This is a genomic window from Longimicrobium sp., from assembly GCF_036387355.1.
In the GTDB taxonomy this organism is placed as follows: domain Bacteria; phylum Gemmatimonadota; class Gemmatimonadetes; order Longimicrobiales; family Longimicrobiaceae; genus Longimicrobium.
Map to the genome: position 1 here is coordinate 1 of NZ_DASVTX010000003.1, position 12,965 is coordinate 12,965.

General features: G+C 70.2%; 15 protein-coding genes. 12 read left to right on the plus strand and 3 right to left on the minus strand.

All coding sequences use genetic code 11. The annotated features are described in order from the left end of the window. From tilS to VF665_RS00185, 6 genes are all read left to right on the plus strand, one after another. Nucleotides 1-619: tRNA lysidine(34) synthetase TilS (tilS, locus tag VF665_RS00160; RefSeq protein WP_331051369.1), on the plus strand; the 619-nt coding region annotated here is incomplete at its 5' end. Continuing rightward, nucleotides 612-1,172 carry a hypoxanthine phosphoribosyltransferase gene (gene hpt / locus VF665_RS00165; RefSeq protein ID WP_331051370.1) on the plus strand — a complete coding sequence of 187 codons (561 nt, stop codon included), beginning with the start codon at nt 612-614 and terminating at the stop codon, nt 1,170-1,172. The genes tilS and hpt, both read left to right, overlap by 8 nt. A 117-nt stretch (nt 1,173-1,289) precedes the next feature. Next, complete coding sequence (gene ftsH, locus VF665_RS00170; protein ID WP_414677860.1) at nt 1,290-3,233, plus strand: ATP-dependent zinc metalloprotease FtsH; 1,944 nt, start codon at nt 1,290-1,292, stop codon at nt 3,231-3,233. Between the two features lie 302 nt (nt 3,234-3,535). Beyond that, the gene (gene folP, locus VF665_RS00175) at nt 3,536-4,438 is read left to right on the plus strand and encodes a dihydropteroate synthase (protein ID WP_331051372.1); all 903 of its coding nucleotides are present in this window, start codon (nt 3,536-3,538) and stop codon (nt 4,436-4,438) included. After that, nucleotides 4,435-5,235, plus strand: coding sequence for a diadenylate cyclase CdaA (gene cdaA, locus VF665_RS00180; RefSeq protein WP_331051373.1), 801 nt, complete (start codon nt 4,435-4,437; stop codon nt 5,233-5,235). Before folP ends, cdaA begins: the two co-directional genes overlap by 4 nt. Nucleotides 5,236-5,394: 159 nt before the next feature. Next, nucleotides 5,395-6,777 carry a sodium:proton antiporter gene (locus VF665_RS00185; protein WP_331051374.1) on the plus strand — a complete coding sequence of 461 codons (1,383 nt, stop codon included), beginning with the start codon at nt 5,395-5,397 and terminating at the stop codon, nt 6,775-6,777. On the opposite strand, the gene VF665_RS00190 is transcribed toward VF665_RS00185, so the two are convergent. Next, the gene (locus VF665_RS00190) at nt 6,753-7,292 is read right to left on the minus strand and encodes a GNAT family N-acetyltransferase (RefSeq protein ID WP_331051375.1); all 540 of its coding nucleotides are present in this window, start codon (nt 7,290-7,292) and stop codon (nt 6,753-6,755) included. The genes VF665_RS00185 and VF665_RS00190 overlap by 25 nt on opposite strands. After that, entirely contained in the window at nt 7,289-7,864 is a 576-nt protein-coding gene (locus VF665_RS00195; protein WP_331051376.1) for an XRE family transcriptional regulator, read from the minus strand. The genes VF665_RS00190 and VF665_RS00195 overlap by 4 nt, the downstream gene beginning before the upstream one ends. Nucleotides 7,865-8,181: 317 nt before the next feature. On the opposite strand from VF665_RS00195, the gene VF665_RS00200 reads away from it, so the two are divergent. From VF665_RS00200 to VF665_RS00225, 6 genes are all read left to right on the plus strand, one after another. After that, nucleotides 8,182-8,415, plus strand: a complete 234-nt coding sequence (locus VF665_RS00200) for a hypothetical protein (RefSeq protein ID WP_331051377.1) — start codon at nt 8,182-8,184, stop codon at nt 8,413-8,415. Beyond that, complete coding sequence (locus tag VF665_RS00205) at nt 8,408-9,196, plus strand: helix-turn-helix transcriptional regulator (protein ID WP_331051378.1); 789 nt, start codon at nt 8,408-8,410, stop codon at nt 9,194-9,196. The genes VF665_RS00200 and VF665_RS00205 overlap by 8 nt, the downstream gene beginning before the upstream one ends. Before the next feature lie 712 nt (nt 9,197-9,908). After that, nucleotides 9,909-10,601, plus strand: a complete 693-nt coding sequence (locus VF665_RS00210; protein ID WP_331051379.1) for a YggS family pyridoxal phosphate-dependent enzyme — start codon at nt 9,909-9,911, stop codon at nt 10,599-10,601. Next, on the plus strand, nt 10,598-11,110 hold the full coding sequence (locus VF665_RS00215) for a DivIVA domain-containing protein (protein ID WP_331051380.1): 513 nt from the start codon (nt 10,598-10,600) through the stop codon (nt 11,108-11,110). Before VF665_RS00210 ends, VF665_RS00215 begins: the two co-directional genes overlap by 4 nt. A 12-nt stretch (nt 11,111-11,122) precedes the next feature. Then, nucleotides 11,123-11,932, plus strand: coding sequence for a purine-nucleoside phosphorylase (locus VF665_RS00220; RefSeq protein WP_331051381.1), 810 nt, complete (start codon nt 11,123-11,125; stop codon nt 11,930-11,932). After that, nucleotides 11,932-12,309 carry a hypothetical protein gene (locus VF665_RS00225; protein ID WP_331051382.1) on the plus strand — a complete coding sequence of 126 codons (378 nt, stop codon included), beginning with the start codon at nt 11,932-11,934 and terminating at the stop codon, nt 12,307-12,309. The genes VF665_RS00220 and VF665_RS00225 overlap by 1 nt, the downstream gene beginning before the upstream one ends. A gap of 171 nt (nt 12,310-12,480) precedes the next feature. Here VF665_RS00225 and VF665_RS00230 read toward each other — a convergent pair. Beyond that, nucleotides 12,481-12,965, minus strand: a 485-nt coding sequence (locus tag VF665_RS00230; RefSeq protein WP_331051383.1) for a hypothetical protein, incomplete at its 5' end; no start/stop codon positions are given.

Genomic DNA, 12,965 nt, shown 5'->3' on the forward strand with positions numbered 1-12,965 from the left:
CGCGCTGCTGCTTGTTCGCGACCGCTTTGCGGCTTATGATTGGCCCGTCGCCGCGCGCCTGCTGCGGCGGCTGCTGCGCCGGGCGGGCGCCGCGCCGGACCGCGCGGGAACCCGCCTGGCGCTTGAGTTTATCACTCGTGCACAGAGCGGGCGCACCCTGCGGCTCCCCGGCGGCGTGCGCATCACCACCGAGTTCGGCACGGCACGAGTGGAGCGCGAGGCCCCGCGGCCCCCTCCGCCGCCCGATGCGCCCTTGTCCCTTGCCGCCGCGGCGGGGCACGGCGAGGTGACGCTCGGAGGCGTGCGGCGCACCGCGCGGTGGGGATCCGGCGGGGATGCGCTGCCCGGTTCGTGCTGGACCGTGCGGGTGAGCGGCGCCCGCCTTCCGCTGCTGCTGCGGGCGTGGTTGCCCGGCGACCGCATTCGCACACACGGCGGAACGCGTACGCTCAAGAAGCTTTTCGGCGAGGCGCGCGTGCCCCTGCGGGCGCGTCTCGCCGTGCCCGTGCTGGTGGACGCGCACGGGACCGTGCTGTGGGTGGCCGGCGTGGCCGCCGCGGCAGACGCCGGGCCCCGGCCCGGCGAGCCGGCCATCACCCTTTCGATCTCCGATGCCTGACACCGAGCTTACCCTGGCCCGCACCGGCGGACGCCCCCTTTCGCGCATCCTGTTCAGCACCGAGCAGATCGCCGAGCGCGTGCGGGAAATCGGGCGCGAAATCTCGGAGGCCTATCCCAAGGGCGAGGAACTCCTCGTACTGGGCACCCTCAAGGGCTCGTTCATCTTTCTGAGCGACCTGGTGCGCGAGATCGCCCGGCCCATGGAGGTGGATTTTCTGATCGCCTCCAGTTACGGAACGGGCACCGTCACCAGTGGCGACGTGAGCCTGCTGTACGACTCCTCGTCGGAGCTCAAGGGCAAGCACGTCATTCTGGTGGAGGACATCGTCGACAGCGGCACCACACTCAACCGCCTGCTCCCGCGGCTGCAGGAGCAGAACCCGGCCTCGCTGGAGGTGTGCGCCCTGCTGCACAAGCACATCGCCAAGGACCTGGTGATGGAGCCCCGCTGGCTGGGGTTCGACTGCCCGCACGAGTTCGTGATCGGGTACGGGCTGGACCACTCGGAATACTTCCGGAACCTGCCGTTCATCGGGGTCATTCAGCCCTGAAGCGGCGGTTCCGTTCGCATCGATCTTGAACGCGGGCCGCTCCCCGGCGGCCCCGCGACGAAAGACGCAGTCATGGCAGACGAAGAAAAGGGCACGCCCCGTCCGCAGCCGCCCAGAATGGGCCGCATCACGCGTACGTCTCTCTTCTGGATGGCGCTCATCGCGCTTTCCATCGCCACGGTGCAGCTCACCAGCACCCGGGGCGCGCGGGTCAAGGCGATCGACTACACCGAGTTCACGCGGCATCTGCAGAACCGCAACGTGGATTCGGTGCAGGTCATCGACGGCGCCATTCTGCGCGGCCACCTGCGCCAGCCCATGATGGTGGGGCAGACGCAGGTGCACCGCTTCAGCACGCGCGCGCCGGTCAAGGACTCCGAGGAGCTCATCAAGGTTCTGGAATCGTCCGGTGCCCACATCTCGGCCACGGAGGCCCCCGTCAGCGTGGCCGCCGTGATCATGACGGCGCTGCCCTGGGTGCTCTTCATCGCGTTCTTCATCTTCATCACGCGGCAGATGCAGGCCAGCGGCAACAAGGCCTTTCAGTTCGGCAAGAGCAAGGCGCGCATGCTCAACGCCGACACGCCCAAGATCACGTTTGACGACGTGGCCGGGGCGGACGAGGCCAAGGCCGACCTGCAGGAGATCGTGGAGTTCCTCAAGGATCCCAAGAAGTTCAGCCGGCTGGGCGGGCGCATTCCCAAGGGCGCGCTCCTGGTGGGCCCGCCGGGAACGGGCAAGACGCTGCTGGCCCGCGCGGTGGCGGGTGAGGCGGGGCGCCCGTTCTTCAGCATGTCGGGCTCCGATTTCGTGGAGATGTTCGTGGGCGTGGGCGCCAGCCGCGTGCGCGACCTGTTCGAGCAGGGCAAGGCGCACGCGCCGTGCATCATCTTCATCGACGAGATCGACGCCGTGGGCCGCCACCGCGGCGCCGGGCTGGGCGGCGGGCACGACGAGCGCGAGCAGACGCTGAACCAGCTGCTCGTGGAAATGGACGGCTTCGAGGGGAACGACGGCGTCATTCTGATCGCCGCCACCAACCGGCCGGACGTGCTGGACCCCGCGCTGCTGCGCCCGGGCCGCTTTGACCGGCAGATCGTCGTCGATGCGCCGGACCTGCGCGGCCGCGAGGGGATCCTGAAGGTGCACATGAAGAAGGTGCCGCTGGGCGCCGACGTGGACGTGGGCGTCATTGCCCGGGGCACGCCGGGAATGGCCGGCGCCGACCTGGCCAACCTGGTGAACGAGGCCGCGCTGCTGGCCGCGCGCCGGGGGCGCGACAAGGTGTTCATGGCGGACTTTGAGGACGCCAAGGACAAGGTGATGATGGGCGCCGAGCGCCGGTCCTACGTGATGAAGGACGAGGAGCGCCGGCTCACCGCGTACCACGAGGCCGGCCATGCGCTGTGCACGGTGGTGGTGCCGGGCAACGATCCGCTGCACAAGGTCACCATCATTCCCCGCGGCCGCGCGCTGGGCATGGCGTTCACGCTGCCGGAAGACGACCGCGTGTCCATCACCCGGCGGCAGCTCAAGGCCAACCTGGTGATGACGTACGGAGGCCGCGCGGCCGAGGAGCTGATCTTTGGCAACGACCGCGTGACCACGGGCGCCTCGGGCGACATTCAGCAGGCCACGCGCATCGCGCGGCGCTACGTAACGCAGTGGGGGCTTTCCGAGGCGGTGGGCCCGGTGGCCATCGCGGAAAGCGAGCAGGAGGTCTTTCTGGGCCGCGACCTGGGCTCGCGCCGCGAGGTGTCGGAAAAGACGGCGGAGCTGGTGGATGCCGAAGTGGCGCGCGTGCTGAACGAGGCGCTGGATGCCGCCCGCGTGACGCTGCGCGAGCACGAGAGCTCCCTGCACGCCATCGCCAACGCGCTGCTGGAGCGCGAAACGCTGACGCGCGACGAGGTGGTGGCGCTCGCGGAAGGGCGCGTTCTTCCTCCGCTGCAGCCGCTGCCGGAGCCCGGCCCGCCGGACCTGGCGGACGTTCCCACGCTGCCGGAGCGCCACCCCAAGCCCAGCGGCGGGGTGGAAGGGCTCACGCCGAGGCTGGCGTAAGAGGAAAGGGAAGTGCGAAGTGCGAAGTGCCAAGTGCCCGGTGCCCAGTGCGGCGCCGGGCGTTTTTTAGTGCTGAGTGCTGAGTGCTGAGTGCGGAGTGCTGAGTGCGTAACTGAAGTACGAGAGTACGAAAGTACGAGAGTACGAGAGTACCGGGCGCGTTGTCCGACGTGGGCCTCTGCTCCTGGGCACTGAGCACTTGGCACTGAGCACTTGGCACTTCAGTTCTCCGCACTCCGCACTCCGCACTTCCCCTCCCCTCCCGCTTGCCTTCGCGCTTTTGCGTTCGATACTTTCGCGGGATGCACACCCATCCGCCCGCCGCGCCCGCTACGCACCACGCGCCCCCCGCCGGGGCGTCGTGGGCGCTGCGCAGCCGCGCGGTGCCGCTCGGCCGGCCGGTTGTGATGGGGATCCTGAACCTGACGCCGGACAGCTTCAGCGACGGCGGCCAGTTCCTGCACCCCGCCGCAGCGGTGGAGCGCGCCCGCCGCATGGTGGCGGAAGGTGCGGACGTCATTGACCTGGGCGGCGAGAGCACGCGGCCGGGCGCGGTCCCCGTGACGCCGGACGAGGAGGAGGCGCGCGTCGTCCCCGTCCTGCGCGCCCTTGCGGGGGAACTCGGCGTTCCGCTGAGCGTGGACACCCGCCGCGCCTCCGTGGCCCGCGCGGCGCTGCAGGCCGGGGCGGAGATCGTGAACGACGTGTCGGGGCTGGCGGACGGTGAGATGGCCGGCGTGGTGGCCCGGGCCGGCGCCGGCCTGGTGCTGATGCACATGCGCGGCACCCCGCAGACCATGCAGTCGCTCACCGACTACGCGGACGTAGTGGATGACGTGGCGGCGGAGCTCGCCCGGTCGCTCGCCGTGGCGGACGCGGCGGGGATCGGGCGTGAGCGCATCGTCGCGGACCCGGGGATCGGGTTCGCCAAGACGCCGGCGCAGAACCTGGAACTGATCGTGGGGATCGGGCGGCTGCGTGACGCGCTCGGCCTGCCCGTGCTGCTGGGCGCGTCGCGCAAGGCGTTCATCGGGGCGCTGCTGGGTGGCGTTCCCGCGGACGCGCGCGACGCGGGTACGGTGGGCGCGTGCGTGGCCGGGCTCGCGCGGGGCGCCCGCCTGTTCCGCGTGCACGACGTGCGCGGCGCGCGGCAGGCGCTGGACGTGGCGGACGCCGTGTTCCGCGCCGGGGAGGCGGCGCCATGAACACGCTGGTGGAGCGCTTCGGCTTTCTGGCGCCGGACTGGCGCGACCTGGTGGAGATTCTGATCGTCTCCTGGGTCGTGTACCGCGTGCTGCTGGTGCTGGCGGGGACGCGCGCGCTGCAGATGCTGCTGGGCATCTTCGCCATCGTGGCGCTGTACGGCGCCGCGCGCGTGCTGAACCTGTCGCTGCTGGAATACCTGCTGGAGCGCGTGTTCGAGTTCGGCGTGATCGCCGCGCTCATCGTCTTTCAGCCGGAGCTTCGCAGCGCGCTGGCCCAGTTGGGGCAGAACCGCATTCTGCGCGTGTTCAGCAGGCTGGAGCAGACGCAGGTGGCGGAAGAGGTGACGCAGGCGGCGGAGGAGATGGCGCGCGGGAAGATCGGTGCCATCATCGCCATCGAGCGCGAGATGGGGCTGGGCGAGTACGTGGAGACGGGCACGCCGCTGCAGGCCCGCGTGTCCGACGCGCTCCTGCTGAACATCTTTACGCCCTACTCGCTGCTGCACGACGGCGCGGCCGTGATCCGCGGCGACCAGATCGTGGGCGCGGGCGTCATTCTGCCCCTCACGCAGTCGCCCGTCACGGACCGGTCGCTCGGTACCCGCCACCGCGCCGCGCTGGGCCTCTCCGAAGAAACGGACGCGCTGGTCGTGGTCGTCTCGGAGGAAACGGGCGCGATCTCGCTGGCGCAGGGAGGTACGCTGCACCGCAGCCTTACGCCCGACCAGCTTCAGCTCATGCTGGGGCAGGGCACCGCCCAGCTCACCGCGCCGCCGGGGACGCTGAGCGCGGACTGAGCGGGCGTCGTAGACACCTCATTCGAACATGCGGGCGATCCTCGGACGGATCGCCCGTTTTTCTGCGGGGACAAGGTGCAGCAGTGTAGCTGCTGTCCAAGGTTTGTTTCTTGCTTTCCCGGCCCGGCTCACTCCTGAGCCCCCCGTACCTCCGAGAGAATGAAGGGAGCGATCTGGTTCGTCCTCATCGGCGTGCTCCTTGTGGCGATGGCGCTTTCGCGCTCCGTGCTGCGCCGGCTTCCGCTCTCCACTTCCATGCTGTACCTGGCCGCCGGCTTCGCGCTCGGGCCGCAGGTGGCGGGGCTGCTGCAGGTGGACATCTACTCGCAGTCCGCCATGTGGGAGCGTGTAACGGAGGTCGCGGTCCTGGTCTCGCTCTTTGCGGCGGGCCTCAAGCTGCGCACGCCGCTGCGCGACGGCCGGTGGATCCTTCCCGTGCGCCTGGCCACCGTCTCCATGACCGTCACCGTCGGCCTCGTCACCCTCGTGGGCGTAACGGCGATGGGCCTGCCCGTGGGCGCGGCCGTTCTGCTGGGTGGCATTCTGGCGCCCACGGACCCGGTGCTCGCCTCCGACGTGCAGGTCACCCATCCCACGGACGGCGACCGGCTGCGCTTCGGCCTTACCGGCGAGGCGGGGCTCAACGACGGCACCGCGTTCCCCTTCATCATGCTGGGCCTGGGCCTGCTGGGGCTGCACGAGATCGGGGAGTTCGGCTGGCGGTGGTTCGCAATCGACCTGGTGTGGGCGGTGGTGGCCGGGCTGGGGGTGGGCGCGCTTCTGGGGACGGCGACCGGGCGGCTGGTGCTGTACCTGCGCCGCGAGCACCGTGAGGCCGTGGGGCTGGACGACTTTCTGGCGCTGGGGCTGATCGCGCTGGCGTACGGCGTGGCGCTGATGCTGAAGGGATACGGTTTTCTGGCGGTCTTTGCCGCGGGGCTGGCGCTGCGCCGCATTGAGCGCACGGAGGCGGACGGCGAGGAGCCGCCGGACGACGTGGCGATGGCCGCGCAGTTCGCCCAGTCGGAGGAGGCGGCGACGGACAAGGCCAAAGCGCCGGCCTACATGGCGCAGGCCGCCCTGGGCTTTACCGAGCAGCTGGAGCGCATCGGCGAGGTCGCGGTCGTTCTGCTGCTGGGCGGGATGATCTCGTGGAACTTCCTCCCGGGTGTCGCGTTCTGGTTCATCCCGCTGCTCTTTCTGGTCATCCGCCCGCTTTCCGTGTACGTGGGGCTGCTGGGCTCGCGCAGCACGCCCATGCAGCGCGGGCTGATCGCCTGGTTCGGCATCCGGGGGATCGGGTCGGTCTACTACCTCACGTACGCCATGCAGCACGGCCTGCCGGAGCAGTTCAGCCGCAGCGTGGCGGCGCTGGTGCTGGCCACCGTCGCGGTGTCCGCCGTGGCGCACGGCATCTCCGTCACCCCGCTGATGGCGCGCTACTCCAAGCGGTCGAGGCGCGAGGCGGACCGCCTGGGCGTGGACCGCGCGGCGCTGGAGCGCCGGGAGCCCGCCCGTCAGCCCGCGGGCAGCGGCAGGTAGAAGAAGGTCGTGTCGCAGGGCGCCCCGTCCGGCATGAGCGCGTACCCGGGAACGACGCCCACGCGCACCCATCCCAGGCTCTGGTACAGCCGCTCGGCGTCGCTCCCGGTCACGGTGTCCAGCACCAGCAGCGTTCGGCCCGCGCCGCGCGCCGCCTGGGCCGCCGCACGCATGAGCCCGGCGCCCAGCCCCCGCCGCCGCGCGGAGCGGCGGACGAGCATCTTGGCCACGTCCGCGCGATGCGGCTGGTTCTCCGGCAGGCCGAGCAGCACCTGCACGGTTCCCAGGATCTCGCCGCTCGCCCGGTCCTCCGCGACGAGCAGAACGCGGTCGCCCGCCGCAACGCCCGCCGCCACGCGCCGCCAGAACGCCTCGGCCTTCGCGCGTTCGAGCGGCGCCATGAAGCCCACGGACGCGCCGTCCTCCACGCAGTCCAGGAGCACGCTCGCGAGGGCGGAGATGCGCGTTTCCGCTTCCGACGAGCCGACGCGCCGGATGGATGCACTGTCGTTCATCGCGCGCTCCCACGGCGGACCGCGTCTGCCGCGAGTGCGACGACGTACCGCGCCTCGCGCCGCGTGGGGTTGCGGAAGGCGACCGGCGCATCGAGCCGCATCGCGAGGCAGTCGCCGGCTTCCAGCCTGTGCGTGGCCTCGCCGACAGACAGCTCGATGCGCCCCTCCATCACCCACACCTGCTGGCTGACGCCGACGGCGCGCGTTCCCGGCGTGTCGTACGCGACGCGCGCCCCGCCGGGCAGAATGATCTCCACCAGCTCGATGGGCGACGGAAACCCCGGGGGCGAAAGGTTGCGGCGCAGGTAGCCGGTTTCCGGATCGCGCCACGTCACCTGGGCGGCGCGGCGCGACACCGGCGACGCGCCCTCCCGCGCCTCCTCGGCAAACAGGGAGGCGAGCGTGACCCCGAGCGCCGCGGCGAGCCTGTCCAGCACCGCGGCCGTGGGGCTGCTCTCGCCCCGCTCAATGATCGAGATGGCCGAGCGGCTCACGCCCGCGCGCGCCGCCAGCACCTCCAGCGTGAGCCCGTGGTCTGTCCGAAGCTCCCGCAGGCGGGCCGCAAGACGCATGTTCAGATCGGATTCCGTTTCCATGATTATGGAATCTATTTCCAGGATTCCAGAAGTCAAGTGTCGCGATCCCCGGCTGTGACCCGCGATTCGGCTCGTCCATTTCCGCCGCTTTCCGACGAAACAGGAGCATCCATGCGGGTTGTGGGGCGGTGCCGCTGGCCGGCGGCGGATCAGGGAATGCACGCCTCTGGCCGAAAATGTCCCCGTTGCGTATATTGGGTGAAAGGGACATATTCTGAGGGCCAACTCCTTCAGATCACCCGATGCCCTTTGCCCTTCCGTTGCCCATCGAATGGAAGCAGTCCGGCTGGCGAGTGAGGATCGCGGAAAAGGAACGTGTGGAGCCGCCGCACGTCACCATCCGCCGCCGCGAGCGCACCTGGAGGCTGGGGTTGCGGGACGGCCGGTTCCTGGACCGGCGACCGCCCCCGTCCGAGGTGCCCGATACGCTCCTCACGATCGTCACCAGCGCGTTTCCCGTCCTCATCGAGGAGTGGGACCGCAAGTATCCGCACAACCCTGTTTCGTCGGGAGCCGATGATGGATGACGTTCTTCTGCTGGGGCCTGAGAGTGCCGCGCTGCGCGCCGGGACCCGCTGCCGCCATGTGCGCCCGCAGGAGGTGCGCGCCGCGTTGGAGCGTGGCGGGCGCCGGCCCACCTGCTGGGTCGCCGGCCACGGCACGTCGCTCAAGCCGCTGGTGGAGTTCGCTGACGACATGCGCGGCGACCACCGGCTGGTACTGCTCGACGCCGTGAACGAGGGTCGCGAGGCCGTTCTGCGCGCGCGGTTCCGCAGCGTCATCGTGGGCGACGAGGCCAGCCTGCTCCCCTTTGATGAACTGCTGTGTGCGCTCACCTCGCCCGAGCGCGACCGGCTGTTCATCGGCGGGACCGTGGACCTCGATGACGGAGTGGTGCTGCTGCACCGCGCCGATCTGTCCCTGCCGCCGCTGCTGGTGCCCACGGCGTGGTTCACCCCCTCGGGCGATGGGACCGCGCCGGACTTCGCTCGCTTTGCGGTGGTCGACTACGGGACGTCCGTGCAGCTGGGCGAGTACGAGGCGTCCGCCACCGCGATCCTGTACGAGTTCGATGCGGACTTCCGGCGGCAGGCGCGGCGCGACCTGGCCGAGAGCGACGCCTCCTTCGGCGCGGCACTGCGCCGGCTGAGGCTGCAAAAGGGGCTGTCGCGAGCCGACTTTCCCGGCATCTCGCCCAAGCAGATCGCCCGCATTGAGCGCGGCGAAACTGACCAGCCGCGTCAAGCCACGCTGGCCCGCATTGCGGAACGCCTCGGCGTTGCCCCCGAGGACATCGCGAGCTACTGAGGCGCCAGGCGCACGCAGGTGTTCGCCGGGGCGGATGAGTGCAACCGCGGTGTGCAACGCGGGCTGCACGGCGGCTCCCAGAGGGTTGGTGGGGCGGCGTCTTTGGTGTGGAGCAGCAGAGATGGCCCGGCTCCAGGCTGAGCGACTGAAGTCGCCGCAACAACAGCGGAAAGTCCCCCCAAACAGACGGGGGGACTTCACCTGCACGCGGCACCCGGCGGCAGCCCCACTGTAGTTTCCCCCCGCTCTATGCGCAGTTCGCACGGGGAGGGACCCACGCGCGGGCCCCGGCCTCCCTGAGCGGATGAATCCGCCGCTCTGAAGCGGTAAGCCCCAACTCGTGGTCGCGACAGCGGCCACGAGTCGGGGCTTTTACCAATCCGGCGGATGCCCAGGTGCGGATGCGCGGCCCCGATGCAGCGGGTGCAGTCCGCGCAGGCGGACTTTGTGTGTTTCAAGGCGCGGTTTCAACCGCCGGGCACGAGTTCCGGCGATCCGCGCCGACCTCCGCCTCTGCGCCGGACTGGTGTGTGCCCCCTCTCCCACATCTGTTCGTGGGAGAGGGTGGCGAGCTTTAGCGAGCCGGGTGAGGGCCCCGGCCGCGGACGCGCCACCATCCGTTGTGCCTGGATCCTCTCCGCTGGCCCGCCGGACTCGCCCCTTCCGCCGCTCCGTTGTTGCTTCCGCGGGGGTGGGGGGATACAATCGTCCCATGGACCCTCATCTGCTTGCCGAGCGCGTGGCACGCGTGCGCGACGGGATCGAGCGGGCGCGCGCACGGGCGGGACGCCCGGACCCGGTCACCCTGGTAGCCGTCACCAAGACGCACCCGGCCGAAACGGTCCGCGCCGCCATTGCCGCCGGGCTCGCCGACGTGGGCGAGAACCGCGTGCAGGAGATGGACGACAAGGTCGCGGACATCGGTCGCGGCGCCGTGCGCTGGCACCTGATCGGCCACCTGCAGCGCAACAAGGCCGCGCGCGCCGTCGCCCTGGCGGACCTGATCCATTCGCTGGATTCGCTCCGGCTGGCGCAGGAGCTTTCGCGCGAGGCGGTGCGGGCCGGGGTGGAGGTGAACGCGCTGGTGCAGGTGAACACCAGCGGCGAGGAAAGCAAGTTCGGCCTCGCCGCGCACGAGGCGCTGGAAGCCGCCGCCGCCATGGCCGCGCTCCCCGGGCTACGGCTTCGGGGAATGATGACCATGGCGCCGTTTACCGGCGACGACGGCGTGGTGCGCCGCACCTTTGCCGCCGCGCGCCTGCTGTGCGAAGATGCCGCGCGCCAGATTCCCGGGTTCGGGCGCGAGCTGTCGATGGGAATGAGCAACGACTACGAGGCCGCCGTGGAAGAGGGAAGCACCCTGGTCCGCGTCGGCTCGACCCTGTTTGGAGACCGCGGGACATGATCGACCTGACGCCCCTGGACGTAAAGAAAAAGAAGGGCGACTTCCGGCGCGTCGTTCGCGGCTACGATCCCGCGTCCGTGGACGACTTTCTGGAAACCGTCTCGGCCCGCATGGAAGAGCTCGTGCGCGAAAGCATGACGCTGAGCGCGCGCGTGGAGGGGATGACGGACGCGATGTCCGCCTACCGCGACCGCGAGCGCGCCATGAACGAGGCGCTCGTCTCTGCCCAGCAGCTCCGCGAGGAAATGCGCGAGCAGGCCGCCCGCGAGGCCGACCTGGTGCTGCGCGAGGCCCGTGCCGAAGCGGAGCGCATCGTGGGTGAGGCGCGCCGGCAGGCCACGCAGGCGGTGGAGGCGCTGCGCCGCATCCAGGGCCAGCGCGTGCGCTTTCTGCGCATCTTTCGCACGCTGCTGGAACGCCAGCAGCACGAGCTGGAGCAGGAGGAGGAACGCACGCCCACGCTGGGGCGCGGCGACGACTTCGAAGACTCCGATTCGCAGGCGGGCTGACCGGTGGACGTCATGGAGCAGATCCGGCGCGCGGTGGAGGCCATCCGCGCGCAGAGCGACCTCCAGCCGCGCGTGGCGCTCATTCTGGGCACCGGGCTGGGCGGGCTGGCGGAGCGCATGGAGGTGCAGACCTCCATCCCGTACGAGCAGATCCCCGGCTTTCCGCTCTCCACCGTGGAGACGCACAAGGGACGGCTGCTTCTGGGCACGCTCGGCGGGCAGCCGGTGGTAGCCATGCAGGGCCGCTTTCACGCTTACGAGGGCTACACCCTGCAGCAGGTCGCTTTTCCCGTGCGGGTCATGCGCGCGCTCGGCGCGGAGACGCTGGTCGTCAGCAACGCGTGCGGGGGAATGAATCCGCTGTGGGGCCCCGGCGACCTGATGCTGATCGCCGACCACATCAACATGCTGGGCGACAACCCGCTCATCGGTGCGAACGTGGACGAGCTGGGGCCGCGCTTTCCCGACATGTCCGCGCCGTACGACGAGGGGCTGCGGCGGCTGGCGGTGGAGGTGGCGCTGGACCGCGGCATTACCCTGCGGCGCGGCGTGTACGTGGCCGTTCCCGGACCCAACCTGGAGACGCGCGCGGAGTACCGCATGCTGCGCGGCATGGGCGCCGACGTGGTGGGGATGAGCACCGTCCCCGAGGTGATTGTGGCGGTGCACGGCGGCATGCGCGTGCTGGGCATTTCCATCATCACCGACCAGTGCCTGCCGGACGCGCTGGAGCCGGCCAACATCGCGCAGATCATCGCCGTGGCCGGGCGTGCGGAGCCGCACCTGACCGCGCTGGTGGAAGGCGTGCTGGAACGGCTGTGATGCGCCCGTATCCGCGGATCGCCGTCCTGGCGCTACTGGCGACGGCGTTCGCGGCCGGTGCGTGTGGCGGCACGGAAGATCGCGCCCGCGGGGCGGATGACGAGGCCGTCGCGGAGCAGGGGTACGATCCCATGCGGATGGAGGGGGAAGATTCCGCCGTGGCCGCCGCCGCCGTGCGGGCGCATTCCGATTCCGTGCGCGAGGAGGCGCTGCGGCAGGCCGGGGTCGCTCCGGAGGCCGATGGGGCGCCGCCGCCCGCCCCCGCGGAGCCCGCCATCCAGAACCGTGAGGAGTGCCTCGCCCGCGCGAACGAGGCCGAGGGCGGCGAGCGCGACCTTCTGCGCTCCACCTGCATGCGGCTCCCGGAAGGCCCCTGATCGCGTTTGTATGCTGAACGCAGGCATCCCCGCTCCGGCACCGTCCGGGGCGGGGATGTGGCGTTTCACCGCCGACCAAGCACTTTGCGCTCGATCTCTCCGTACAAAACCGCTCGCCACGGCACCCCGTGGCGAGCGGTTCCTGCGATTCCGACGCCGACGGGATCCCGCTCAGTGATCCCGTGCCCGGACTGCGCTGAATCCCAGAACGCCGACGCGGCATGGGGCAGCATCGAGGATCAGGCTGTTGTTCAGCAGCGACCGGAATTGCGACCGGCACGTCGTCGGCGCGTCCGAGGATGTGCCGTACAGCCGCCGGAAACTGTCAGTCCATAGCCCCGCGGGTTCCAGTCTCCACTCGAGAGCTGTCGTGTGCCGGATCGCCCTCCGATCAGCGGCGAACTCGATCCCGTCCTCTCGGAGCATTGGATTGTATAGTTCGTCGATCGGCTCTGACCATGGAAGTTCCTGGTAAGCGCCACTTTGCAGGTCGAACTTGAAGATCCTCGTTCCGCCTGACGCCACGACGTCTACCTCGTCCGTACAGATGGCGTTGAAGTACACCTCCAGATCCATACCCACATAGGAGGGCGATGTCGGGAGAATAGGCGTCTTTGATACACAAGGGCGTGAGGTCGTCTGTGTCACGCTTTCCG